The 24,911-nt window shown below is 37.2% G+C and carries 21 protein-coding genes and 1 riboswitch; of the genes, 11 read left to right on the top strand and 10 right to left on the bottom strand.

All coding sequences use genetic code 11. The features are described 5' to 3' along the window. Position 1: 1 nt before the first annotated feature. From CPT03_RS05590 to CPT03_RS05570, 5 genes are all read right to left on the bottom strand, one after another. Positions 2 to 790 carry a DUF3050 domain-containing protein gene (locus tag CPT03_RS05590; RefSeq protein WP_099437916.1) on the bottom strand — a complete coding sequence of 263 codons (789 nt, stop codon included), beginning with the start codon at positions 788 to 790 and terminating at the stop codon, positions 2 to 4. Between the two features lie 36 nt (positions 791 to 826). Next, on the bottom strand, positions 827 to 1,516 hold the full coding sequence (locus tag CPT03_RS05585; protein ID WP_099437915.1) for a siderophore-interacting protein: 690 nt from the start codon (positions 1,514 to 1,516) through the stop codon (positions 827 to 829). Positions 1,517 to 1,593: 77 nt separating this feature from the next. Then, positions 1,594 to 2,442: an AraC family transcriptional regulator gene (locus CPT03_RS05580; RefSeq protein WP_099437914.1), complete on the bottom strand. Its 849-nt coding sequence runs from the start codon at positions 2,440 to 2,442 to the stop codon at positions 1,594 to 1,596. 18 nt (positions 2,443 to 2,460) lie between these two features. After that, on the bottom strand, positions 2,461 to 3,627 hold the full coding sequence (locus tag CPT03_RS05575; RefSeq protein ID WP_099437913.1) for an MFS transporter: 1,167 nt from the start codon (positions 3,625 to 3,627) through the stop codon (positions 2,461 to 2,463). Positions 3,628 to 3,729: 102 nt separating this feature from the next. Continuing rightward, positions 3,730 to 6,606, bottom strand: a complete 2,877-nt coding sequence (locus CPT03_RS05570; protein WP_099437912.1) for a tetratricopeptide repeat protein — start codon at positions 6,604 to 6,606, stop codon at positions 3,730 to 3,732. Between the two features lie 145 nt (positions 6,607 to 6,751). Here CPT03_RS05570 and CPT03_RS05565 point away from each other — a divergent pair, with 145 nt between their 5' ends. Continuing rightward, complete coding sequence (locus CPT03_RS05565; RefSeq protein ID WP_172954141.1) at positions 6,752 to 7,156, top strand: YtxH domain-containing protein; 405 nt, start codon at positions 6,752 to 6,754, stop codon at positions 7,154 to 7,156. Between the two features lie 11 nt (positions 7,157 to 7,167). Here CPT03_RS05565 and CPT03_RS05560 read toward each other — a convergent pair whose 3' ends face one another. Beyond that, positions 7,168 to 8,310, bottom strand: coding sequence for an MFS transporter (locus tag CPT03_RS05560; RefSeq protein WP_099437911.1), 1,143 nt, complete (start codon positions 8,308 to 8,310; stop codon positions 7,168 to 7,170). A gap of 197 nt (positions 8,311 to 8,507) precedes the next feature. Continuing rightward, positions 8,508 to 8,595: riboswitch (TPP riboswitch) on the top strand. 59 nt (positions 8,596 to 8,654) lie between these two features. Between CPT03_RS05560 and thiS the strand changes: the two genes are divergently transcribed. The 10 genes from thiS (at position 8,655) to CPT03_RS05510 (ending at position 16,956) form a co-directional block, all read left to right on the top strand. Beyond that, positions 8,655 to 8,855 carry a sulfur carrier protein ThiS gene (gene thiS / locus CPT03_RS05555; protein ID WP_099437910.1) on the top strand — a complete coding sequence of 67 codons (201 nt, stop codon included), beginning with the start codon at positions 8,655 to 8,657 and terminating at the stop codon, positions 8,853 to 8,855. Positions 8,856 to 8,903: 48 nt separating this feature from the next. Beyond that, a complete protein-coding gene (gene thiC / locus CPT03_RS05550; RefSeq protein ID WP_099437909.1) occupies positions 8,904 to 10,787 on the top strand; it encodes a phosphomethylpyrimidine synthase ThiC in 1,884 nt (627 codons plus the stop codon). Continuing rightward, entirely contained in the window at positions 10,788 to 11,378 is a 591-nt protein-coding gene (locus CPT03_RS05545; RefSeq protein ID WP_099437908.1) for a thiamine phosphate synthase, read from the top strand. Further along, on the top strand, positions 11,372 to 12,130 hold the full coding sequence (locus CPT03_RS05540) for a hydroxymethylpyrimidine/phosphomethylpyrimidine kinase (RefSeq protein WP_099437907.1): 759 nt from the start codon (positions 11,372 to 11,374) through the stop codon (positions 12,128 to 12,130). The genes CPT03_RS05545 and CPT03_RS05540 overlap by 7 nt, the downstream gene beginning before the upstream one ends. Further along, positions 12,127 to 12,771 (top strand): thiamine phosphate synthase, encoded by a 645-nt coding sequence (locus tag CPT03_RS05535; protein ID WP_099437906.1) that lies wholly within the window; start codon positions 12,127 to 12,129, stop codon positions 12,769 to 12,771. The genes CPT03_RS05540 and CPT03_RS05535 overlap by 4 nt, the downstream gene beginning before the upstream one ends. Positions 12,772 to 12,776: 5 nt before the next feature. After that, entirely contained in the window at positions 12,777 to 13,541 is a 765-nt protein-coding gene (locus CPT03_RS05530) for a thiazole synthase (RefSeq protein ID WP_099437905.1), read from the top strand. Next, a complete protein-coding gene (gene thiH / locus CPT03_RS05525; protein ID WP_099437904.1) occupies positions 13,534 to 14,652 on the top strand; it encodes a 2-iminoacetate synthase ThiH in 1,119 nt (372 codons plus the stop codon). Before CPT03_RS05530 ends, thiH begins: the two co-directional genes overlap by 8 nt. A gap of 7 nt (positions 14,653 to 14,659) precedes the next feature. After that, a complete protein-coding gene (locus tag CPT03_RS05520; RefSeq protein ID WP_099437903.1) occupies positions 14,660 to 15,688 on the top strand; it encodes a HesA/MoeB/ThiF family protein in 1,029 nt (342 codons plus the stop codon). 74 nt (positions 15,689 to 15,762) lie between these two features. Further along, positions 15,763 to 16,062 (top strand): hypothetical protein, encoded by a 300-nt coding sequence (locus CPT03_RS05515; RefSeq protein WP_099437902.1) that lies wholly within the window; start codon positions 15,763 to 15,765, stop codon positions 16,060 to 16,062. Positions 16,063 to 16,122: 60 nt separating this feature from the next. Continuing rightward, a complete protein-coding gene (locus CPT03_RS05510) occupies positions 16,123 to 16,956 on the top strand; it encodes a S1 RNA-binding domain-containing protein (protein ID WP_099437901.1) in 834 nt (277 codons plus the stop codon). On the opposite strand, the gene CPT03_RS05505 is transcribed toward CPT03_RS05510, so the two are convergent. The 4 genes from CPT03_RS05505 to ppk1 all read right to left on the bottom strand — a co-directional run bounded on the left by CPT03_RS05505 (position 16,946) and on the right by ppk1 (position 24,904). Beyond that, a complete protein-coding gene (locus CPT03_RS05505; RefSeq protein WP_099437900.1) occupies positions 16,946 to 19,534 on the bottom strand; it encodes a BamA/TamA family outer membrane protein in 2,589 nt (862 codons plus the stop codon). The genes CPT03_RS05510 and CPT03_RS05505 overlap by 11 nt on opposite strands. Position 19,535: 1 nt before the next feature. After that, positions 19,536 to 21,905 (bottom strand): GAF domain-containing protein, encoded by a 2,370-nt coding sequence (locus CPT03_RS05500; RefSeq protein WP_099437899.1) that lies wholly within the window; start codon positions 21,903 to 21,905, stop codon positions 19,536 to 19,538. 148 nt (positions 21,906 to 22,053) lie between these two features. Next, on the bottom strand, positions 22,054 to 22,923 hold the full coding sequence (locus CPT03_RS05495) for an SdiA-regulated domain-containing protein (RefSeq protein ID WP_099437898.1): 870 nt from the start codon (positions 22,921 to 22,923) through the stop codon (positions 22,054 to 22,056). 13 nt (positions 22,924 to 22,936) lie between these two features. Then, a complete protein-coding gene (gene ppk1, locus CPT03_RS05490) occupies positions 22,937 to 24,904 on the bottom strand; it encodes a polyphosphate kinase 1 (protein ID WP_099437897.1) in 1,968 nt (655 codons plus the stop codon). Positions 24,905 to 24,911 lie beyond the last annotated feature (7 nt).

The following is a 24,911-nucleotide window of genomic DNA, read 5'->3' as shown; positions in this document are numbered from 1 at the left end:
ACTAGGCTATAGTGGTGGCAAATACAATTTTATTGTAGGCGCCATCCCATAGTTCAATTCGCTTTTTAAGCGATTCTATGGTTGCTTGCTCTGCAGCATTCCAATACTCTGCGTTATTACCGCATAAGTCTGAAGTCATTTCAAGCGCAAGGTGACTATGATGATCTCCATCAACTTCGATATGCCTATCCAGATAGTACTTAAATAGAGAAATCTGTTCAGGAAATTTCCTATTCAGGTCGTTTACTATAGTCAGGAACATATTAGGTATCAAATCTTCTCTGCCAAAGGTAAACGTGCTTGCTTGCAAATGCGGCTGATTGCTATTGATAACTTTAAATGTAAAATCTACAAAGCTCCTGGCCTCATCCGGAGTATCAGATAACTCATAGGCCTTATTCAAATCACCGGTTGTTTTCAAAGCATTTACGAACTGATTTATCTGGTTTGTATCTGCACCACACTGGCTCATGGCATCAAGGTACATCTCAAAGTGACTTTTTCTTTCGCCTTTGCTGTCTATATCAGATTCTTCTCCGGCTACAATTTCATTAATGAGATACCTGTTATTTGCCGATCCGACCGGGAACCATGGAATAGTTGTACATGTAAGGTTAATTTGAAGCGATTTCAATAGCGACATAAAATCCCATACTGCATACACGTGGTATTGCATGAAGATCCTTAAATCTTCAAGGTCATTGATAACTGAATAAACTTTATGGTTGATTATCTGTTGCCTTAAAGGCTCTATTTCTTTTTGGATTCTTTCCAGCTGTGCACTTCCCATTATTCTTTCTTTATTACTGGGCGCAAAGATAAAACTTTACCACCAAAAACCCTGTACCTTAACACGGCCATTAAAACCCGGTAATGCTTTAATTATTTTCCTGAGTTCTACAACCATAGGAACGTTTCCAGCTAAATAAACCGCACCACTATCAAGGTTTTGTTCTTTTAACCACTCCTGCAAATTGTTAATATTACTATTCACTTTTTGAGGGATTGCTTCTAACGGCGAATCAAAATAAGACCTAAATGCTCTGCGGTGTTCTTCTTCCTTAATTACTACAGCTCCCGAAACGTTACCCTTGCCTGCTAATTGCTCCAAAGCTAAAAAATGTCCTATCGCCGAACTGTCGCCTAAGCAGGTTAAAGATACAGAAGAAACAGGTTTTGTAAAAGTACTCGAAATGCCGAGGTAAACAATCTCATCCTTTGGTTTTAGGCTGGCGGCCCATTTGCTTCCGCTACCATCATGGGCTGCATCAACGTACAAGGTGCAGGTTTGTGTCTCCTCGTCCCAATGTGCAGGTGTATAGTCTCTGTAAACGCCATCTGCAACTTTGCATTTCATATGTTGTACACTTTGCCATTTGCTCATATCCACCCCCGGCAAGTGCAGGTCTATTTCATAAAACGTTGAAGGATTCCATGCACGAACGTCCAGAACCTGCCCGGTTTTACCAAATTGCTTTTCGAATATTACAAGTGCCTTTCTTTTTATTAAATTCATATTTACTTGTTTTGAATTCTACAAAACAACATCAAAAAAGCTCACATTACAATGAAGAAAGAAAGGTAATTATTGGACTATTTGCGGTATCCGGCTCTAAAAGCCCCGGCAGAAGTTCCGGCAACTTTAGTAAATAATCTGGAAAAATAAGTATGATCTGAGTAGCCCAATTCAAATGAAATTTCTTTTACCGTCAGATCACTATAATATAACAACCGCTTTGCTTCAAGTACAACCTCATTATGAATCCAATAGCTAACCGGAAAACCCGTATGCCCTTTAACAACTTCATTCAAATAAGTAAGGGAGATATTCAATTTTTCTGCGTATTCAGAAGGGCTTTTAACTGTTTTAAAATTTGCCAGAAGTAAACTTCTGAACTGGCTGTTGATTTGAATGGGTCTGGTATTTTGTTTTTGCCCGTATTGAGTTTCTGCCAGATAGACCTCAGCAACCATTCCTATATAAGACTGCGCCAGCGAATGCGCGATTGGCCTGCTTAAGGACTCTTCAATAAGCTTAAACCTTTCATAGAGCAATTTCAGGCATTCCTTAAATTTTTCTGCCTTAGCATCATCAACAGATAAAGGCTCATTAGTTATAATGTATTGTTCAAAAACGGCTCTGTATTCTTCATTAACCAGTAGCGTATCAATTGCCAGAAACCAGCCTGTAGCATTCTTACTATCTATGCTATGATGTACCTGCCCTGGCAATACATATAATAAGGCACGACCTTTAACCAAAAGCGGTTTAAAATCAAGCATAAAATTGCTTTCTCCCTTTTCCTGAAATATAAAAATGTAATGATCATCTCTATGTATTCCTAAAGGCGATGCACGTTCTTTTATGCCTTCAAAATAGAGCACCTCCATTCCGGCCGAGGAGCGTTCATAGAGTTTATGGACTGGAATAATGTCTTTCACGACACTAATCTAGAACTTTTAAGCGTAATTCAATTTAGTAACCCTTCTGCTTCTTGCAATAAGCATCCATGCAAATGCTGCACCTGTTAAAGCCATTATTGATCCAACCGAAACCGGAGACGTATAATCGTAACCTGCTGCCAGTGGCAACCCACCTAAAAATGCACCTAGCGCATTTCCTATATTAAAGCTGGCCTGACTAACAGAAGCCGCAAGCATTTCTGATCCTTTAGCGGTATTGATCATCAGCATCTGAATTGGTGATGCTGCTGCGAAAGCTATTGCACCTGTTACGAATGTCATTATTACGGCTAATACCTGATTTCCTGACACGTAATGCACAATTAAAAGACTAACGGACATGGCGATCAGTAAGGTAATAGTTGCTTTTGCAGGCGATATTTTATCCGCAAGTTTACCTCCAATAAAGTTACCTACCAACATACCCAAACCAGCTACAACCAGAATATAGGTGATTGAATTGGCTGAGAATCCTGAAACCTCAGTAAGCAAAGGAGCAATGTAGCTATACCATGAAAATAACCCTCCGGTACCAATTGCAATCATTAAAATGATTAACCATGATTCTGGAAGTTTAAAGAAGTTAAGTTCTTTACCTAAATCACGATTCTTGGTAGCTGGTAGCGCTGGCATCCATGATTTTAAACTCAATAAGGTTACTAAACCTACAATAACAATGATTACAAAAGTATATCTCCATGAGTAATTATGGCCAATGTAAGTGCCCAGAGGTACTCCTATTACATTTGCTATAGTTAAGCCTGCAAACATTAATGACACAGATTGGGCTTCTTTACCCTTTTCCGCTATTTTACTTGCTACTACAGAACCTACTCCAAAAAAAGCACCATGTGGCAAACCTGCCAGCAGGCGTGCTATAAACATGGTATTATAATCGGGTGCAAATGCCGAAAACGCATTAAAGCCTGTAAACATAAGCATTAATACCATCAATATCTTTTTTGGAGGATAACTACCCGCAATAGCTACTAATAATGGTGCGCCAATTACAACCCCTAAAGCATAAGCAGAAATAAGATGCCCGGCCTGAGGTATGGTAATATTTAAATCTTTCGCGATGTCTGGCAAAAGGCCCATCATCACAAATTCTGTGATCCCGATTCCAAGGCCTCCAAGGGTTAAAGCAAGCAAACTTTTCTTCATAATCTACTATAGTTAGTGTAAAAAGTACACACTACAAAAGTAGAGAATAAAATAGGTTAATTAGTCTATTTTTAGTAAAAAAAATTGCGAGCTGATTTTGCCTTATTTCAAGTTATTCTTTTTCATTTTAAGCTCCAGTTCTTTAACTCTATTGGTTTGTTTTTTGGCTTTGGCAGCAGCTATTAGCGCCTTATAAGCAGCCAAGTGGTACGGGTTTACCTGAATGGCTTTTTCAAGCAAGGCAATACTTTGAGCTTTTTGATGATTGGCCTGCAATAATTTGGCAGAAGTATAGAGGTAATCTGAAGTATAAATATTGTCGCCAGACCTATTTAGTGTTTTTAACAATTCAGACGCCTTGGTTTTATATCCAGTTTCGGCTAAAAGCCTTATATACCTTAATTGGTCTGGCCCTTTCACAGAAGACTTATCTAAAAGAAATGACTTCAAATAAGTACCGGTACTATCCTTATATTTCAATTCATTATAAAATTCAGCAATTCTTAAATTATAATCCGGTCTTCCGTTTCCTGAGGCAGTCAAAATCCTCTGCGCTTCCTTTAATGTACCGATTGCTTCTTCGTATTGCTTGTTTCCGGCCAGGGCATCGGCATACATATTTATAAGTTCAAAATCCTGTGGATTCTGATCAACAAGCTTTTTTAAAACCAGAGCTTGTTCTGTGTTGCCTAAAGTTGCCCTTAAAGAAGCAGAAAATGCAATGGCATCGTCTATCCTGTCTCTTAAATATGTAGATACTGTTGCTCCGGTTTTAATGTAAAGATCTGCAGCAGAAATAGCTTCCTTTAGCCTGGCATTTTTCCGGTACATTTCTATCAGTAGCAAATTATTCTTTGCGAGCTCCTGATAATCATCTTCCAGGTCAATTGATTGCTGCAGGTATTCGGCCTGCTGTTTAATAGATTCTTCCTCGCTAATTTGCCTGCCTGCATATTTAGCGGCAACAAGTTCTGCATACATCACGTAAATTGGAGCGTACATAATATTAATACCCTTTGCTTTACTGAGCCATTGTTCAGCACCACTAAAATCTTTATTATATATTTTGAGATGAGTAATGCTCAGATAAGCGGGAAGATACTTACTGTCGTACGTTAAAGCTGTATCCAGGTAAGTTTCAGCAAGTTTCGAATTACCTGCCCTACTTGCCAGGCTAACGTACACCTCAGCCCAATTACTGGCCATAGCCTGTTTGTTCCCAGCTAAATAAGCCCTTTCCTTTGAAACCAATTTATCCAGAAAACTATACATATCCGGATCCTTCGATTTTAAATCAGCAGTAGTATTCATCGATTTAAAATCAAGCGGGTGTACTTTTACCGGTTCAAAATATGCGGGATAGGTTTGTGCGAAATATTCACTTTCGTTATTTTGAGAATAATAATCCAGCGTACGCTTTTGTTTCATCGCATTATAGTATAAAGCTCTGATTTTCCTGTTTTCAGCATCAGTTAATACCGCTCCGTGAAATAAATGCACATACTCATGCAATACTACATTGCGTTCCATAAACGCACCACGTTCAACATATTCTATCCCTGCTGCTCCACTTCCTACTCCTCTTATATCCATCCACTGTCTGTTATCAAACGTGGTCATATACCTAAAGGCCGGGGCATTCATTGTTGTTGCCAGATCGTGATGCAAAGGAGGTATTTTAAACGTATTGACTTGTTTAGATAAAAAAGGAAAGTAAACTACCGATGAATACAACTGATTCCAAACCATTGCTTTCGCTGTTTCTCCGGGATAATAATCTACATCTGAAAACACCTTTACAAAATTCTTAATATCTGTAATTTTTGTTTCGGCCAATTCTTTTGTGATTTTTTCATATACATCCAGATATGGAAGCCTTTTTGATTTAATAACCGCCGACAAACCATTATGAGCCGGGCCATAGTGTTTTTTTCTAAGCAAAATTGCTCTAAAAATATGCTCAGCAGAATCAAGGCGCATGTTTCTATCAAGATTAAATGCACTATAATAAATCGATGCTCTATACATTAAAGGCAAAACCGAGTTACCATATTGTTCCTGTACTATTCTGGTAACTTTTATCGCTTCTGTCAAATTATTGGCTTTAACTAATAAATCAGCCTTTGCGAGGGCTTTTCTAACCTCATCATCATTTGGTTCGGCGTAATCTGCATAGGTTAAATTCGTATGTCCATTGCCCCAATGCCAATGCGTTTGATAATGAAGCGGATTAATTGCCAATGCAAGCTCCCATTGTGCTGCCATGGCCTTAAGTTGTGTTGCATCTACCCTCCTCCATATGGCGTAACCGTAGCTGAATCGTGCATCGGCATTAAAAGGATCTAATTCAAGTGATTTAATCAATGGTTGCTCAGCCTTTTCAGGATGCTGATCCCAAAAATAAACATCGGCTTCAAGCTGGTAGGCTTTTGCACTTTTCTGATTAAGCTGTTGTATCTCACCGGCAATAATTAGGGCTGCTGCGTACTCTTTTTGAAGCAGTTTAACCTTACCAAGTAACAGCGCTGCATCTTCACTTTTTGGATTGGTTTGAAGTACTTGTTTTGCAATACTTTCAGCCTTAGGCAAGCGCCATGCTTGTATCTCTAAAAAGCCTTTTATGAGCAGTGCTTTTTCATTTTTACGCTCTTGCTTCAAAACCTTGAGTACTATAATTTCTGCTTCCTTATATCTATTATTTAAGATTAAGTAATTAGCTTTAAGCAATTGATAATCTATGCCTTTATCTTTTGAATACTCTATAAGGCTGTCAGCCGTTTCCCATAATCCAAGTTCAAGCATCCGGCTAATTGCAGAAACTGTTTGTGTGCCATTGCCCGCCTGTAAAATAAGTTGATTTTTAAGCTTTAACAACTCTGCAAAAACTTGTTGTGTGTTGTCGGGATTAATAGACTGAGATTTTACTTTATCTGCATTGACTACCAAAAATAAAACCAGGGCAAAACAAAATTTTTTCATACTTACCTTAAATATACTGGTTTTCTTATCTCTCTTTTTTAAACTATTACACGATTTTCAATGGACTGCTACACAATATGATAAATTTTAATTTATTAAAACACTCTGGTACGGAATGTGTTAGTGATTAGTAAAAGCTTCTATTATGAATTATAAAAAATTAATATCTAACCGCTTGTCTAATTTCCCCACTATGCCCACTGATAAATCTGGAGCAATAGTAGGATTATTGGCTGGTTTAGCGGTAGGTGCTGTTCTAGGTGTACTATTTGCGCCTAACAGCGGAAAAAGAACGAGAGAAAGAATATCTGACAAAGCCTTAGATCTTGCAGATAATGTAAAAGATGGTTTTCATTCCATTAAGGACAATTTCAATAATGGAAAACAAAGTCTGGGCGGACTAAAAAATCAGGTAGTAGATAACGTTAAAACAAAAGTAAATTCCGTATCGCAGGAGTTTAAAGAGTTTAGAGATACAGAGCTGGAAAAAGCTAAATCTGCCGTTAAAAACGCTGCTGATGATGCTAACGATGCTATTCAGAATGCTTAATCTATAAGTTGCTATCCAGAGATCCTTTGGTGTTTAAAAAACATTTTGGTTATAGGCACAAGCATCAGTCCGCATAATCCAAAAACAACAAAGGATACTCTTAAATTAAATGCATGGGCAAGATATCCTATTAATGGGGGACCTAATAGCATTCCTGTTATAGAATAGGTTGCTATAATAGATATGGCCATCCCTGGTGAGTATTTTTTTGAGGCTCCTGCCAATGCATAGGACATGGGGATTATAGATGCTGTTCCAAAACCTACTAACGAAAAACCGATCATGGCTGTCCAGAATGTTGGAAATATGATGGCTAGCAAAATTCCAGACACTATAAAAACAGCACTCATGATGTATGTTTTTGGCATGCCAAACCTTACAATAATAATATCAGAAAGGAATCTTGATGTTGCCATAAAAGTCATAAAGATCAGGTATCCATAGGTAAATATTGGTGCATTTAATACCTCCTGAAAGTAAATCCCGCTCCAATCGAACATCCCGCCTTCACATATTGCGCATAAAAACACAACTATACCAAGGTAAAAGATATATGGATCTGGTTTGCTCAATATCAATTTATTACCTGTTTCAGATTTATCTCCTTTTAGCAAAAACTGGTATGAGTATGCAGTTACAAGCAACATTAAAATGGCTACAATAGAAAAATGAACCGCCAGTGTTACATTTAAGGTTAGTAAAAGAGTAGACAAAGCAATGCCAGCTATACCTCCAATACTCCAAAACCCATGGAATGAACCTATTATCTTTTTCTCGAATCTTTTTTGCAGGGTTAGTGTTTGGGTATTTACAGAAATATTGAAAATCCTGGTGGTGAAAGCAAACACACAAATTGCCAGTACCAAACTAAAGGTATTGTGTGCAATACCAATTAAAGCAAGAGAGAGTGCATTTAATGCATAACCAACAGTTAAAGGCACTCTGCTATTGTATTTTGACACCAACCAGCCAGATATAGGCAGCCCAATTAAAGACCCCACCGGCATTGCCAGTAAAATACTTCCTAATTCTGCTTCGTTAAATCCAAATGTGGTTTTAATTGTAGGGATTCTTGAAGCCCAGGTAGCAAAGCTAAAGCCTGAAATGAAAAAGAAAAGACTTAAAAAAAACCGATGTTTACTGTTTGAAATCATTAATTTGAGATGAAAAATAAAATTAATCACCCTAAAATGCAGCTAGTCGTAATTAATAGGGTACAAATGTAAACAATTCATATTGTAGCTAGAAAAACTATTTAGCAAGATGATCAGATTATTTTTAAAGGTAAGTTAGGTAGTTGAATAAGTTTTAACCCTTCTATTTGTTTTTCCAAAAAATAACATAGCTTTACAAAAAACTTTAGGGGTGCCTTGTGCTGAGATATACCCTTTGAACCTGATGCAGTTAGTACTGCCGAAGGGAAAAGTAGAAGCAAATCTATTGCTGTCTTTTCGTCCCGCTATGGGCTATCTCTACAGTTTTTCCAAAACATTTAAAGATGGAGATAACTGTAAATCAACAAAATTACGAGTTTAACAGCTCTTGTTCTGTAGAACAAATGCTGTCTGCTATTAACGTTCAGGCGAAAGGTATTGCTGTAGCCATTAATCAAACCATTATTTCTAAATCAGCCTGGGCCGAACATGAGTTAAAACATGGCGATCAGGTAATTCTTATTAAAGCCACACAAGGTGGTTAATACCCAAATCACGTATTAAATCAATCCTTCATATAAATTAAAGTATTTATGAAAAGTGAAAAAACTCCAACCGAAGATGTAATCAGTCGCAGCCCCTTCCCTGCCTCGCGTAAAATTTATGTAAAAGGACAATTGCACGATATTGAAGTTGCAATGCGAGAAATTAGTTTGAGCGATACCAAAATCCATAATGGCTTCGGCTTAACTGAACCAAATCCTCCGGTAACAGTGTACGATACCAGTGGCCCATATACCGACCCTAACGCACATATTGACGTAAAAGAAGGCCTGCCACGACTAAGAGAGAAATGGATAACCGACCGATTGGATGTTGAACAAATGGATAGCATATCTTCGGATTATGGCAAACAACGTTTAGCCGATAATAAGTTGGACTCATTACGGTTTGCACACATCAATAAGCCTTACAAAGCAAAAAAGGGAGCTAATGTTTCGCAAATGCATTATGCTAAAAAAGGCATTATTACAGCCGAAATGGAATACATTGCTATAAGGGAAAACCAAAGAATTGACTTATTAAACGAACAGCTGGGTACACAATACGATGTAATGGGCCATCAGCATAAAGGCCACAGCTTTGGTGCAAATACTCCAAAGGGATATATTACACCAGAGTTTGTACGCAAAGAAGTAGCTTCGGGCAGGGCTGTAATTCCTTGCAACATTAACCACCCAGAGTTAGAGCCAATGGTTATTGGCCGGAATTTTCTGGTTAAAATCAATGCCAACATCGGTAATTCAGCGGTAACCTCTTCTATTGAAGAAGAAGTTGAAAAGGCAGTATGGGCATGCAGATGGGGTGCAGATACGATAATGGACCTATCGACCGGAAAAAACATCCACGAAACACGCGAATGGATTATCAGAAATTCTCCGGTTCCTATTGGAACCGTGCCTATATACCAGGCATTAGAAAAAGTTAACGGGAAAGCCGAAGATTTAACCTGGGAGCTCTTTAGAGATACTTTAATTGAACAGGCCGAACAAGGTGTAGATTACTTTACTATACATGCCGGTGTATTGCTGCGCTACATCCCGCTTACGGCAAAAAGAGTAACCGGAATTGTATCAAGAGGTGGGTCTATTATGGCTAAATGGTGCCTTGCGCATCATAAAGAAAGCTTCCTTTATACTCATTTTGAAGAGATTTGTGAGATCATGAAGGCTTACGATGTATCCTTTTCTCTAGGCGATGGTTTAAGACCGGGCTGTATTGCCGATGCCAATGATGAAGCTCAATTTGCTGAATTGGAAACACTTGGCGAACTAACCAAAATCGCCTGGAAACATGATGTGCAAACTATAATTGAAGGCCCTGGTCACGTACCAATGCACCTGATTAAAGAAAACATGGAGAAACAGTTGGAACATTGCTCTGAAGCTCCATTCTATACATTAGGGCCCTTAACTACTGATATTGCTCCTGGGTATGACCACATCACATCGGCAATTGGTGCTGCCATGATAGGTTGGTTTGGAACTGCAATGTTGTGTTATGTAACGCCCAAAGAACATCTGGGCTTACCTAACAAAAAGGATGTTAAAGATGGTGTAATTACTTATAAGATTGCAGCTCATGCTGCCGATTTAGCAAAAGGACATCCTGGTGCGCAGTATAGAGACAATGCTTTAAGTAAGGCAAGATTTGAATTTAGATGGGAAGACCAGTTTAACCTTTCTCTTGATCCGGATACAGCAAAGGAGTTTCATGATGAAACCTTACCGGCAGATGGCGCAAAAATCGCTCACTTCTGCTCTATGTGTGGTCCAAACTTCTGCTCGATGAAAATTACACAGGATGTTAGAGAATATGCAGTAAAACAGGGTGTTGATGAGGAGGATGCATTGGCTAAGGGAATGGCAGAAAAATCGAAGGAGTTTGCAGAAAAAGGCAGCGAAATCTATTTGTAAATGAATGTAATTGTGATTGCAAATCCTGCTGTAATAGGTAGTGAATCAAAAATAATTAATCAATTGTTTGAAAGCGGATTAGACATATTCCATTTAAGAAAAGAATCATGTACCAGGGCATACTGCAAACAACTGATTTCTGAAATTGATGAGGTATATCACAACAGGATTGCATTACACCATTTTCATGAGCTTACAAACGATTTTGGGATTAAACGACTGCATTATAAGGAGGCGCAAAGAAAACAATTGCAAGAAGCTAATGCAGTGTTTAATTTTAAAAATACAGTGTTAAGTACATCCATCCATCAGCCTGAGGAGATTAACAATTTGCAAGGATTTGATTATACCTTTTTTGGACCAGTGTTTAACAGCATATCTAAACCGGGGTACACCGGTGTACTCAATCCTAATTTTAAATTACCACATAGCCAAAACGGCACCAAATTGATAGCATTAGGTGGAATTGATGCTGGCAATGCTGTGAAACTTAATTCAATGGGATTTGATGGGGTTGCTGTTTTGGGTTACATCTGGAATGATCCGTCAAAAGCCGTACCTAATTTTAAAACTATACAGAAAATATGTTAGCAAACAGGCCATATGCTATTAGTATTGCGGGATTTGACCCGAGTGCGGGTGCCGGTATTTTGGCAGATGTAAAGTGCTTTGAACAACATCAAGTTTATGGTTTTGGCATATGCAGTGCACTAACAGTACAAACAGATAAGGAATTTCTTAAAAACAACTGGTTAAATTCATCGCAAATCATTGAACAACTTGAGCCTTTGATTGCCAAATTTAAGGTATTGACCTGTAAAATAGGGTTAATAAAAGATGTTTCTGTTTTGCTTGATGTGGTCTGTTTCCTTAGATCAAAAAGCCCTGATTTAAAGATCATAGTAGATCCTGTATTAAAGGCAAGCTCAGGTTATGATTTTCATGATTGGACAAATGGAATGGAAATACTATCGCCCGTGCTTAAGCAAATTGACCTGATTACACCAAACTATAATGAAATGCTAAGTTTAGGTGGGCAAACAACAGATGCAAGCAGTATAGCCAGGCTTTGGGCCAATTACTGCCCTGTTTTATTAAAAGGTGGTCACAGTATTACAACATTAGGCACTGATTATCTTTATGAAGAGGATGGCATTTACGAGTTTACTCCCCGCGTTAATGAAATCCATCAAAAGCATGGATCTGGTTGCGTTTTATCAGCCGCTATCGCGGCGAATTTAGCTCTGGGCCATAGTTTAAAACAAGCTTGCGGTAATGCTAAGCTATACATCGAAAATTTTCTAAACAGTAACAATACCCTACTGGGGTACCATTCATTATGATTGATAAACTACACTATATATCACAGGAAACTGAAAACACTGGCCATTTAGACGCCATTAACAAAACACTTATTGCAGGGGCAAAATGGATACAACTGAGGGTTAAAAATAAGCCTGACGATGTGATTCTTGACCTGGCCATTAAAGCTAATGCACTTTGCAAGGCTTATGGCGCAAGGTTAATTGTAAACGACCATCCCTTAATTGCGCTTAAGGCTGAAGCTTATGGGCTGCATTTAGGCCTAACGGATATGCCAATTGCGGAAGCAAGAAACATTGTTGGTAATCAAATAATTATTGGTGGCACAGCGAATACTTTTGAGCATGTAAAACAAAGGGTTGCTGAAGGAGCTGATTATATTGGATTAGGTCCTTATCGTTTTACCAATACCAAACAAAACTTAAGCCCTATAATTGGTTTAAAAGGGTATGAAGCAATTATGAAACAGGTTTCTATAACAGGTATCACCACTCCTGTTATTGCAATTGGAGGCATTGAATTAAAGGATATTCCTTTGATTATGACTACAGGCGTACACGGAGTAGCATTATCGGGTGCATTAACGAATGCAAATGATCCGGCTGCTGAGCTGAGCCAAATGTATAGTGCGCTAAAGATTTTAAACCCTATTAATAACTAACTACTATGTTAAAAATAGCAGACAAAACATTTAACTCCCGTTTGTTTACAGGAACAGGAAAGTTCAGTTCAGCTACTGAAATGGAAAAAGCATTGGTTGCTTCGGAATCGGAATTGGTAACTGTAGCTTTAAAGAGAGTCGATTTAAAAGATAATGACGATGATATTTTAATTCATTTAAATCACCCTCATATTAACCTTTTGCCCAACACTTCTGGTGTACGTAATGCAAAAGAGGCGATTTTTGCAGCTCAAATGGCTAGAGAGTCGTTAGAAACGAATTGGATTAAACTAGAGATTCATCCTGACCCTAAATATTTAATGCCTGACCCGATTGAAACTCTAAAAGCCACAGAAGAATTGGCAAAACTGGGTTTTATTGTTCTTCCTTATATTCATGCGGATCCTGTTTTGTGTAAACGACTGGAAGATGCAGGAACATCGGCTGTAATGCCTTTGGGCTCGCCTATTGGCAGTAATAAGGGTTTAAAAACGATAGACTTTTTAGAAATCATTATTAGTCAGAGCAACGTTCCTGTAGTTATTGATGCTGGAATTGGCTCACCTTCTGATGCTGCAAAGGCTATGGAAATTGGGGCCGATGCAGTTTTGGTAAACACTGCGATTGCGGTTTCGCAACATCCTGAACAAATGGCCAGGGCTTTCAAGATTGCTGTTGAGGCTGGAAGAATGGCTTTTGAGGCCAAACTTGGCTCTGTTAATTTACATGCTGTTGCAAGCAGCCCACTAACCTCATTTTTAGATGACTAACTTTGTAGACCTCTTCGAATCCTGTAGCTGGGATGAAACCAGTAAAAGCATTTATACTAAAACAAGTGTAGATGTGGAACGTGCTTTAAATTCTTCGCAAAGAACATTGGAAGACTTTAAAGCGCTTATCTCCCCGGCAGCAGCTCCCTATTTGGAACAAATGGCGCAGATCAGCCAGCGGTTAACTCTAAAACGGTTTGGTAAAGCCATCCAGATGTACGTGCCTTTATATCTTTCTAACGAGTGCAATAACATTTGTACTTATTGTGGTTTTAGCTATGATAATAAGGTGAGAAGGAAAACGCTTTCGCCTATGGAAATTATGCAGGAAGTGGTCGTAATTAAAGATATGGGGTATGATCATGTATTACTGGTTACCGGCGAGGCAAATCAAACCGTACATACTGAGTACTTTAAAAAGGTATTGGAGCTTATTAAGCCTCATTTTTCCCATATATCAATGGAAGTACAACCACTAGATACTGAAGATTATAAAGAACTTATACCATATGGGTTAAATACAATTCTTGTTTATCAGGAAACTTATCATCAGGAAGATTACAAAAAACATCACCCAAAGGGAAAAAAATCCAATTTTCAATATAGATTGGAAACACCTGACAGATTGGGAGAATCAGGAATTCATAAAATGGGACTTGGCGTGCTTATAGGTTTGGAAGATTGGCGAACAGATTCCTTTTTTACGGCAATGCACTTAAATTATCTTGAAAAAAAGTACTGGAAAAGTAAATACAGCATTTCATTTCCTCGGCTCCGTCCATTTAGCGGGGGCTTAGAACCTAAGGTCGCAATGAATGACAAAGAACTTGTACAACTAATTTGTGCTTACAGATTATTTAATGAAGAGGTTGAATTATCAATTTCTACACGCGAATCCATCGTTTTTAGGAATAATATTGTGAAATTAGGGATCACTTCTATAAGTGCCGGTTCTAAAACTAACCCTGGCGGGTATGCCGTTGAGCCTCAATCGTTAGAGCAATTTGAGATTTCTGATGAGCGCAATGCAAAAGAGATAGCTCAAATGATCAGTTCCCAAGGTTATGAACCTGTGTGGAAAGACTGGGACATGAGTTTAACAAAAAACTAAATTAACTATGGATAGCGCTGAAATGAAGAGATATAACAGACAGATACTACTACCGGAAGTAGGCATTGAAGGTCAGCAAAAGCTAAAAGCTGCCAAAGTTCTGGTTATTGGCGCTGGTGGTTTGGGTTGTCCGGTATTGCTTTATCTTGCCGCAGCCGGGGTTGGTAAAATTGGGGTTATTGATCATGATACCGTAGATGAAAGTAACTTACACAGACAGATATTGTTTAACACTACTGATGTAGGAAAAAGTAAGGCGGATACCTCAGTAAACAAGCTTCAGCTGCTTAATCCGCATATCGATTTTGTTTCCTACCCTTTTAAAATTACTTTAAACAATGCTAATTCAATAGTTCAGGACTATGATTTGGTTGTAGATGGCTCTGATAATTTCCCCACCCGTTATTTGGTTAATGATACTTGTGTTGCTTTAAATAAGCCCTTGGTTTTTGGTTCTATTTTTAAATTTGAAGGTCAGGTATCTGTGTTCAATTATAATGGAGGTACAGATTACAGATCACTATTTCCGGAGCCTCCACCAGCAGACAAAGTTCCTAATTGCGATGAAGGTGGTGTAATTGGCAGCTTGCCCGGAATTATAGGGAGCTATATGGCAAACGAAACCATTAAACTTATTTGTGGTTTTGGCGAACTTCTTTCCGGCAAATTACTTATGGTTAATGTACTCGATAATTCCTCCTTGATTCTTAATATAGGGAAAAATGTAGATGTAGCAGCTCCGGTTAACCTTAGCGAAAAAAAGTATGAAGTAATAGACCTGGAAACATTTGAACAGCTAAAAATCAGTGATCCATCTCTGTTTTTAATTGATGTGCGGGAGGATTTTGAATTTGAGGAGTATAATATAGGTGGATATAACTTCCCGCTATATGAACTTAATGATCATTGGAATTCAATTCCTGAAGATAAAAAAATTGTTCTTTGCTGCACAAGCGGCTTAAGAAGTAAAATTGCCTATAATTTGTTAAAAGCAAAAACAGATACTCAAATCTATATTTTGAGTCTTAATAAATAAAATAATTTTTCTCTCAATATTTCAACCACTTTATATTCTTTTCTATATAGACTTGCAGTATAGATTATATTTTGATGAAAAAACTGGTTGCAAATAAAAACAACACAACTAACAAAACGGTAGTTAGAAAAGTTCAGGATAAAACGGGTCCAAAAAAGTTTAAGCTTTTAGAATTAACGAATAACTTAACTCATAGCGCCTATAAGGCAATGAGAAGAGATCTGCCGAAGTTAATAGGCAAGTGTATTAACACATTAGATAATTACAGCTATATATCAATAGACTCAAATGAAGACATACCTTACCATGTGGCACTTAAAATTGAAAAATATTTTGGCATACAACCCGGCTCTCTTAGCAATTTACCGATTTAGTAATGTTACCTTTGTGCTCAATCATTTCTGGTTTATCAGAAATGAGGCAACAAAGTGACCATGATAGCAATAGGACAATACAACGATTTAAGAATAATAAATAAAACAGAAGCCGGCCTTATTTTAACTGAAGGGGATAAAGAAGTATTACTTCCTTATTATGATGTTCCAAAGAATGCTGAAATAGGTGATAACATAACGGTATTTGTATATGTTCAAAAAGATGGCAGGTTATTAGGTACAACTAAGAAACCCCTGGCCTGTGTTGGCGACTTTGCTTATCTAACCGTTGTTGACGATAACGAGGATGGGGCTTTTATGGATTTAGGTCTGGACAAGGATATTTATGTTCCACGAAAAGAACAAAAACGTCCGATGTTTAAAGGTGACCGCCATGTTGTTTATGTTTTTCTTGATGAAAATAACGACCGTATGGTCGCTTCTTCAAGATTAACCAACTTTATTGAAGAGGAAGATATAGATTTGGAAGAGGGTGATGAAGTTAGTTTGCTTATTGTAGATCGATCTGACCTGGGTTATAATGCTATTGTAGATAATAAATACATTGGATTATTGTATACCAATGAATTGTTTGATGAACTTAATCCAGGTGAATTAAGGAAAGGCTGGATTAAAAAAATCCGTGTTGAAGGCAAAATTGATTTAAGTCTGCAACCAATGGGCTATGGTCATATTCTTGATACAAAGGACAGCGTTCTGGAAGAACTAAAGGAAAGTGGCGGCGTAATTGCTTTAGGCGACAAAAGTACCCCGGAAGAAATATATGCGCGTTTTAAGATTAGCAAAAACGCATTTAAAAAGGTAATTGGAGGATTATATAAAGACCGTTTGATTACGCTTTCAGATCATGAGATAAAAATTATTAAAAGTTAAATCCTATAGAGAAATACGGCATTGTTGCTTCTCTTGAGAACCCTAATGTTGCCTGTATTAAAAGTACCTCGCCAGGAATAACATATAGTCCACCCCCATAGCCATGGTGCCATCTGGCAGATGATTCCCCTTTTTCCCAAACGCGGCCCACATCGTTAAAACCGATCATCCCAACAGTTCCAGGAACAAGATATGAAGTGAAATTAAATAGCTTTAACCTCATATCTAGATTATGGTAAGCCATGGTTGTTCCAGTAAACCTCTTGCTGTTAAAGCCTCTTAAACTATTAACACCTCCAATTTGCATGTACTGGAAAAAAGCCGGATCGCCAACCACAGTTCCTGCTCCTATCCTATTGGCAAACACTAAACCTGATTTCGCAGGATTGATGTAGAACCTGAATTCTGTGGTTACAGAGCCATAACGATCATTCGTTTTATCAACCCGTTGCTGGGCAGTTAATGAAGTTTTCCAGAATACCCCCTTTTTAGGATTAGCAATATTATCACGGCTATCATAAGTCCATCCGGCAACAAAACCTGCATAATATTTATCAGAAAATATTTCCTCGTTAGGATGAGCAGCATTATAATCATTAAAGAAACGCTCCTCATTTCCTGATTGTGTACTTGTATAGAAAGATCCTAATACACCTCCTTCTATTTTTAAGTATTTAGTAAGCTTTCTGCTCAATCTTATATCTACATTTAAATAATCATACCGATTTCTGTAATAAGAAATTCCATCTTCCCTGTCCGACTCTCCATTATCATCCTCATGATCATGCAGATACAGCGTATTATTCCCAATACCGAAGAAGTTGCTCAAGTTATTTGGCCCCAACAGATTTGCATGGACAATAAGGTCATTATTGCCTACAGCCTTCTTAAAATCGCCTAGATAATCTAAAATAAACGATTTCCTTCCGGTTGAGTAATTCGCCCAGAATTCATGTTTTGAAGCATATGGTTCCTTTCTAAACCCTTGTTTTTCGATAATATATCCTAACCCTACTTGTACACCCTGATCTATATTATAATTAAAATTAAAAAGGGGGCCAGATCTATCGTATAAAAACCCAAACTTATCGAACTTATTTACCAATGTATCCTTTGCAAGGCGCAACTTGGCTGTTGCTTTTTCCGGCAGTTGGTTAGATTCATCAGAACGGTCGTAAATGAACGGCTTATTTGAAACATCCTGAGCTATTTGAAATTTGTCTGCATCATCTCCACCAATCATCCTAACCTTTATTTTTGAGTTCTCCTTGCCCCGAACTGCAAATACGTCTTCGCCTCCCATTCCAAACAACCTGACTTCTTTGGTTACATTAGGATCAAATGTTCGTTTATATACCAATCTACCATTTTTACCCTCTTTATTAATATTATATACAGTAACTTCTACATTTCCGTTATCTGCATAATTAACATCAAAGAATTCCTTTTTATCAGAGGTAGGCACATCGACATTTATGGACAAAAACTTGTAATAATGTAAAGCAAGTGTATCCAATTTATCCCTTCTGGATAGGAAATGGCCGATCAACTGATTACCACTTAGTTTAAATATTGTATCCGGCATTTGCCTGAAAGAGGTATTGATAAGGTCTGTAGTCAGTTTTTCTTGTACAAACTTAACAGCATCCTTCCAATCCCGTTCACTAAGCTCATTTAAAAAATACCTATCAAAATAACGTTCATTAAAATTCCAATGATTTACATCCCTTATATTATCACTATAAGGCTGCAGATGAGATTTTAGCCATTGATGGTTAAGAATCCATGGAAATATTCCTGAAGTTTTATAAAACACCTTATCTCTATCCCTTGGAACAGGAATATAGGTAGTTTCTCCTTTTTCTTTCTGAGCGAGCCACCGCCAGTTATCTTCATGTCTGTCCCAATCTCCTAACACAAAATCAAGTAATCTGGCCCTAAGTGTTAGCTTCTGGTCTGATGTATGGTCATTATCCTCCTGTATTTTGCGCTGTACTTTAGCTGTATTATCAGTTTCTTCTTCAAATGGTGATCTTGGTTCTAACAGATAAGCGGCATTAGCAAATTTTTCTCTATACTCTCCAAGTCCTGCATCGTCTGCTACATACACAATTTCGGGTTTGGAATGGGCAAGTCCAAGAGCCTCTGCCAAAGGCGGAACAATTAGTGCCGCAAAAGGATGATTAGTTGAGACCTGGTCCTGAGCAATATCTTTTGCAATAGTTGGCCTTAAACTTTCTGGTAAACCTTGCTCAGGATACTTCTGTATTGTCCTTAAAACATATTCTCTTCCATTTGGATCTACCAATCTTAAAGAGCGGGTTTGCATCCCACCCCCTAGTTTAACGATCTTGAGCCCTCCCTTTTCTTTCTGAAGATCTATAATTCGGATTTTTACAGGTGTTGCCCATACGCGGCGATAACTTTCGCCAAGCCAAAACCGATGAAAACCGCTTACATCATTATATTCTGGCGCTATCGCAACTGTAATTGAATCTGCCGTTTTCTGTACCTGTGCTATTGCGGGAATAGACAAGGTAATAAAAACAACACTTAAGAGCTTCTTTAGAGGGCGCATATTAATTAATTATTCTTTTTAAAGTTACTCCTATCCTAAGAGCTTTTAATCCTTCTACACCTTGTAATTCTTCTATTTCTAAATATTCAAGATCGTTATTTAATAAGCCCCGGTTTTGCAATTTTTTAATGTAACCAAGATATTCTCTGGCCTCTGTACTGTTAAAATACACAATTGATATTTTTCCAGGCTGCGTTAACCGCTCTGAGGTATCCTTAATATGGGCTTTGTCAATTCGTTTCTTAACCATCTGATAGCGAATATTGTAACTACCTTCAACATCAAACCTTTGCTCATCAATCCTAAAGCTTACATCAATTGGCTTATCATAAACAAAAATAAGCTGTGTTGTTTCGAGAGGTAAAGAAAAATATGGTCCTAAATTACTTGTTGTTTGTGCAATCTCTGCCAAAACTCTCAATTGTTTCAGCCGGAATGTATTAAGAAGGTCATCTGGCATTGGTATTTTAGGTGCAATAGACTGCCCAAGATAAATATCAAACTCTACCCCGTCAGTTCTGAATTTTTCAAAATAGCTCGGATAAATATTCTGAATCTCTGCATTAAACTCATCAAGATGACGTGTTACTGCAACATTTATCATTTGCATACTTTTTTCGTAACGTTCCCGGTTTTCAAAAACCTTTCCGTTAACACTGGTAAGCATAAAATATCTGTCTATAATACTTTTTACTTCAGGATGGCTATCTCGTAAATTATTTAGCGAAGCTGGTATTTGTCTCTGCAAATAATCTTCTGTCTTTAATATTTCACGGTCCGAAAGTTCATCAAGATCTTTATATTTCCAGATTGCTGCTTCATGAGGTATTTCAGTTTCCTTACAAGCATTCGCAGTATTCCGTATAGCGGTAATCGTTTCTTCCAGAATCTCAAAATGAACATATAAATCCCTTCTAATTGCGGCATTACGCTGTATACTAGAGTTTCTAATGTCTACCGCTCCATAAAAAGGATACACATTTCTAAAGAAAATGGGTTCAATTGGAAGATTCCTATCCCGTGAACCAGATTGTATGTAATTAAATGCGGCCTCGTGAAAACGCCATTGAACAGAAGGTTGTAAAGCTGTAAACTTATCAGTAATTACATCCTGAATTTCATTATTAAAATCAATAATTATGTTATGAAACAGCTGTGCCAGTAAAGGGAACGCAGCTTCTATTTTTGTAAGGGTATTTCCGTTAAATTTACTCGAATCCTTAGTGTATAGTTCAAGGGCTCCAACAAGTTTTCCGTTATAAAACAACGGAAACAAAGCGTATGACTTAATCCCTACCTCATCCAACAGACTAAGCATTGGATAAACCTCCGGTTCTTCATCTGTTATATCAGGAAAGATTAACGTTCTTGGGTTATCAAGGTAATCTTCAATCAGGCTGGAATAGTCATTATCATCCATCCCCTTTTCTTTTGCCAGCTGAACCACCTTGCTCTGAAAACCTGATTGCTCATTAATCAGTAGTTTTTTGTTTAATTTAAGATAAGGAAGCATTCCAAAATTTACATCATCTGATCCCACAAGTGTCTTAAGCGCTGTGGCAATATCCCTGCTATGCTGTCCATTTTGAGATTCATTATGTTCTATAACCAGGTTTTTCACTGTTTCAAGTGCATACTCGGACGTAACATCAGTTAGTGTTACAATTGATATTCCCTCAATACTAAAAATATCAGGTGGTATTAACTTGGTTAATATCTTCAATGAGTTTCTTTCATCCTTTATATAATCTTTTACATCCTTTAAATTATACTCTGGCAGCTTTGTTTTTGCCCTGATATCCAGAAAGCGGGTATCTACATTTAAACGATAATATTTAAGCAGATGGGTTTTAGGATCTACAATAGATTTAACGGTGAATTTGTTATTGCTAAGGGAGAAGTTGTAAAACTTCTCGAGAATAAGATTGTAAAAGGTTGCCAAAAGATTTTTGTCCATTTCTTTTTTGGATGGCAAACTCAGGTCTGACTTTAAACTACACATTGATGGCTCCATGAATACACTATAAAATGCATCGGTACCATAATGAAAGCATGGAGAAACAGGTGTACCTATAGCCCAGTATTGCTGACTTTCATCATTAATAATAGGCGATAAAGAAGTATAAATTAATTCAAAAAGGGAAGCATAATTCTTAGCATTCTCTGGAGGTATAGGGCTTCTGAGCTCTGGATAGTGATTAAACTGCTCCAGAATATATCTGTAAAAATTAATCTTAGCAGTTTTTTCTTTATTAGCTCTTTGCTGAATGTATTCAATAAACGGATTTAAGGACAACTTAATATCCGCACCTACCGGATGTTTTCCTGACTCTTTTATTGTCTGATTTAGGTTTAAAGTTATTGATTGCATTGATCTATTTCCTTACAGAACTTTAATTACAGTATTAAAGCACTGAAATAAATTCTTTAATATAAATAAAATAACCAGTCAAAGGTAGCACCTGTATTTGCATAATAGGTAAAACGCAGGTAATTATTTACTTGATTTTGTCTGGTTCTTAAGGTGTATATTTGAATTTTATAATATTTCCATCCGTCAATTCATCCCCTTCATTTGAAATATAGAGATTAAGATTTTTATCAAATGCAATCCCCTCGGGCTGATTAAATATTGATGAGCTTAAATGGTGAGCTTCTTTCACATTCCATTTATCATCTGTTATCACCAATAGTTTACTTACTGATGAAATAATATACCAATCATTTGTTTTAGGATTTTTAGCCATTGCCGAAGCCCTTAACTCTGTTCTAAATTTAGGATAAATAGCTTTAATTTGTTTTAAATCAATTTTAAAACTACCAGCGGCAACTAAAGTATCCTTAGATGGCTGATAATCCAGTATATATCCAGTAGCCGTTTTTGCCTTTTTGTCAACCGGGCAGTTCTTACACAGAACATACAACTTACTGGTAGCGGCGTCGGCATATAAACTTTCGTACTCTGCTTTTGGCACCAGGTGCTTTGTTTCCTTTACGAGGTCCGATTTTTCTTTAGTTGCCTCAGAGAAGGGGAAAGAAAAAAGAGCCCCATTGCTTTTTAATACAAAAACTCTATCATGAAAAATACTAAGATCCTCATAATCTCCTCTCGAGCCAAATTTCAGGTTCTTCTGTTCTTTAACATCCCATTTTTGTCTGAACAACTTTCCTTCTTCATCCTGAATACTGTATATCGTATCACTATTACTGTCATGAAAGGCAATACCCGATATTTCAAGCAAACTCGAAGGCATATTGAATTTATCAGGTTTAGTTAAGTCATAACCCTTTGGACTTGTATATTTCCCGAATGGACTTTTACATGCATAAGCTCCAAAAAGAGCCAAAACAATAATAAGATATAGACATTTAGGGTAGATTCGCTTCATAAACAATTTGGATTTATATTGTATTAATGTCTTTTAAAAACTTATAAATAGATTCCTGAGCATTATCTTGTAACTGTAAGTTAACAATTTTCATTATAATATCCTTCAATTTAGTATCATATAATGGGAAACAGACTTCTATCCGACTATAAATATTACGGTTCATCCAATCTGCTGACCCCATAAATATTTCCTTATTGCCATTATTCTCAAAAATGAATATCCTACCATGTTCAAGGTACCTATCTACAATTCTGGTAACGGTAATATTATCACTCAAACCGGCCTTTCCAGGCACCAAACAACATATGCCCCTTACAATAAGTTGTACTTTTACTCCAGCTTTTGATGCTTCGTAAAGTTTAGAGATGAGTATCTTTTCTTCAAGATTATTTAATTTAATAGTGATACCGTTAACCAAACCTGCCTTTGCATTGTCTATTTCTCTTTGTATAAGGTTCAGAAATTTTTGCTGTAAGTTAAATTGGGCTACCAATAAATGTTTAAAATCTATCTGATCTTCAGACCCAGGTGCCTTTTTACTCTTGCTCAAAAAACCAAATATGGATTGAAGCTCTTTAAGCATAGGTTTATGTGAAGTAAGTAAAATCTGATCTGTATAAAATTTTGCTGTAGATTCATTTAAATTACCTGTAGCCAACAAGCCCAAAAACTCTTCTTTTTCACTTATAACCCGCTTTGCAAGAGCAACCTTTGCATGTACTTTTAAATCAACACTGCTATAAATTATCTTTACTCCAGCCGCTTTCATTTGCTTGGCCCACTTGATGTTATTGGCTTCATCAAATCTTGCTTTCAATTCAACCAACGCAACTACTTTCTTGCCATTTCTTGCTGCTGTCATTAAAGCGCTTACAATTCTTGAATTGTTTGCAACTCTATACAAAGTGGTGTAGATTTCATCAACAAAAACATCATTTGCTGCCTCATTAAAAAATCTCAATATAGGGTCATAACTTTGATAGGGAACATTTACAAGTACATCCTCTTTTAGAATAAGGCTGAACAATGTCTCATTACCTGGGATTGGAACAGAATGAATAGATGGCCATTTTGGGTAGCTAAAGCTTGCACCATTCAATGGAAAACTATTAAGGTCTTTTAAATTATGGTATCCACCACCTTCAACAACAGATGCATTCCCTAACTTCAGTGCATATATTAAACGGTATAAGCTTCTTAAAGGAATTCCAGGCTCAATTAGAAAACGTGTTGCAAAGCCGAAATCACGTGTTTCAAGCTGACGTTCCAAAACAGTAGTAATATCCTCTTCTGTAGTATTGTCAATCTTTAATTCGGCATCACGGGTAATCTTAAGATTATAAACCCCCTGTATCGTGTCATTAGGGAAGAGATAAGATAAATTATATTTAATAATATCTTCCAAAAAAACCACATAGGTATGCCCATCATCCTGTAACGAATATAGACGTTGCAGGCTATCTGTTGGAACATTAATTAACTCTAAACGCTCTTCTCCAAGTGCATCTTTTAAAATAACCAGTTGATAGAGCTTATTATTTTCGGCAAAGAAATCTGTAAGGTCTTTATCAATACAAATTGAATAAATGTAAGCCAGTACTTCATTAAAGAACAGGTTTACAACCTGATCTGTTATTTGATTAGGAATGAACTTGTTATAAATCCAATGTATATCGTGATTCGCAAGTTCTGGAAGTATTTGCTCTGCAACGATTGCTCCGAATTTCCTTTGCTGCCTGTTAATTTCAGCTTTAGCCAATTCATAATTCCCCTGGCCATCGGCATTTTGCCTGTGCTCATCAACGGCCATTAGCACCGGCATCCTTACTCTATAAAATTCATCAAGATTAGAAGAATAAATAGAAAGGAATTTAATTCTTTCTAATATTGGTACGGTATCCTTTGCCGCTTCCAGAAGTACTCTTTCATTAAACCCAAGCCAACTCAGATCTCTGTTAAAAAAAACTGTTTCAGCCATAAAGTTA

The sequence above is a fragment of the Pedobacter ginsengisoli genome (genome assembly GCF_002736205.1).
GTDB classification, from domain to species: Bacteria; Bacteroidota; Bacteroidia; order Sphingobacteriales; family Sphingobacteriaceae; genus Pedobacter; species Pedobacter ginsengisoli_A.
The sequence above is the reverse complement of the archived record's forward strand: the minus strand, read 5'-3'. Positions and strand labels throughout refer to the sequence as shown.

Coding starts and splice junctions, on each gene's coding strand:
- CPT03_RS05590 (WP_099437916.1), bottom strand. CDS start 790: ATGGGAAGTGCACAGCTGGAAAGAATCCAAAAAGAAATAGAGCCTTTA.
- CPT03_RS05585 (WP_099437915.1), bottom strand. CDS start 1,516: ATGAATTTAATAAAAAGAAAGGCACTTGTAATATTCGAAAAGCAATTT.
- CPT03_RS05575 (WP_099437913.1), bottom strand. CDS start 3,627: ATGAAGAAAAGTTTGCTTGCTTTAACCCTTGGAGGCCTTGGAATCGGG.
- CPT03_RS05570 (WP_099437912.1), bottom strand. CDS start 6,606: ATGAAAAAATTTTGTTTTGCCCTGGTTTTATTTTTGGTAGTCAATGCA.
- CPT03_RS05565 (WP_172954141.1), top strand. CDS start 6,752: ATGAATTATAAAAAATTAATATCTAACCGCTTGTCTAATTTCCCCACT.
- CPT03_RS05560 (WP_099437911.1), bottom strand. CDS start 8,310: ATGATTTCAAACAGTAAACATCGGTTTTTTTTAAGTCTTTTCTTTTTC.
- thiS (WP_099437910.1), top strand. CDS start 8,655: ATGGAGATAACTGTAAATCAACAAAATTACGAGTTTAACAGCTCTTGT.
- thiC (WP_099437909.1), top strand. CDS start 8,904: ATGAAAAGTGAAAAAACTCCAACCGAAGATGTAATCAGTCGCAGCCCC.
- CPT03_RS05545 (WP_099437908.1), top strand. CDS start 10,788: ATGAATGTAATTGTGATTGCAAATCCTGCTGTAATAGGTAGTGAATCA.
- CPT03_RS05540 (WP_099437907.1), top strand. CDS start 11,372: ATGTTAGCAAACAGGCCATATGCTATTAGTATTGCGGGATTTGACCCG.
- CPT03_RS05535 (WP_099437906.1), top strand. CDS start 12,127: ATGATTGATAAACTACACTATATATCACAGGAAACTGAAAACACTGGC.
- CPT03_RS05530 (WP_099437905.1), top strand. CDS start 12,777: ATGTTAAAAATAGCAGACAAAACATTTAACTCCCGTTTGTTTACAGGA.
- thiH (WP_099437904.1), top strand. CDS start 13,534: ATGACTAACTTTGTAGACCTCTTCGAATCCTGTAGCTGGGATGAAACC.
- CPT03_RS05520 (WP_099437903.1), top strand. CDS start 14,660: ATGGATAGCGCTGAAATGAAGAGATATAACAGACAGATACTACTACCG.
- CPT03_RS05515 (WP_099437902.1), top strand. CDS start 15,763: ATGAAAAAACTGGTTGCAAATAAAAACAACACAACTAACAAAACGGTA.
- CPT03_RS05510 (WP_099437901.1), top strand. CDS start 16,123: ATGATAGCAATAGGACAATACAACGATTTAAGAATAATAAATAAAACA.
- CPT03_RS05505 (WP_099437900.1), bottom strand. CDS start 19,534: ATGCGCCCTCTAAAGAAGCTCTTAAGTGTTGTTTTTATTACCTTGTCT.
- CPT03_RS05500 (WP_099437899.1), bottom strand. CDS start 21,905: ATGCAATCAATAACTTTAAACCTAAATCAGACAATAAAAGAGTCAGGA.
- CPT03_RS05495 (WP_099437898.1), bottom strand. CDS start 22,923: ATGAAGCGAATCTACCCTAAATGTCTATATCTTATTATTGTTTTGGCT.
- ppk1 (WP_099437897.1), bottom strand. CDS start 24,904: ATGGCTGAAACAGTTTTTTTTAACAGAGATCTGAGTTGGCTTGGGTTT.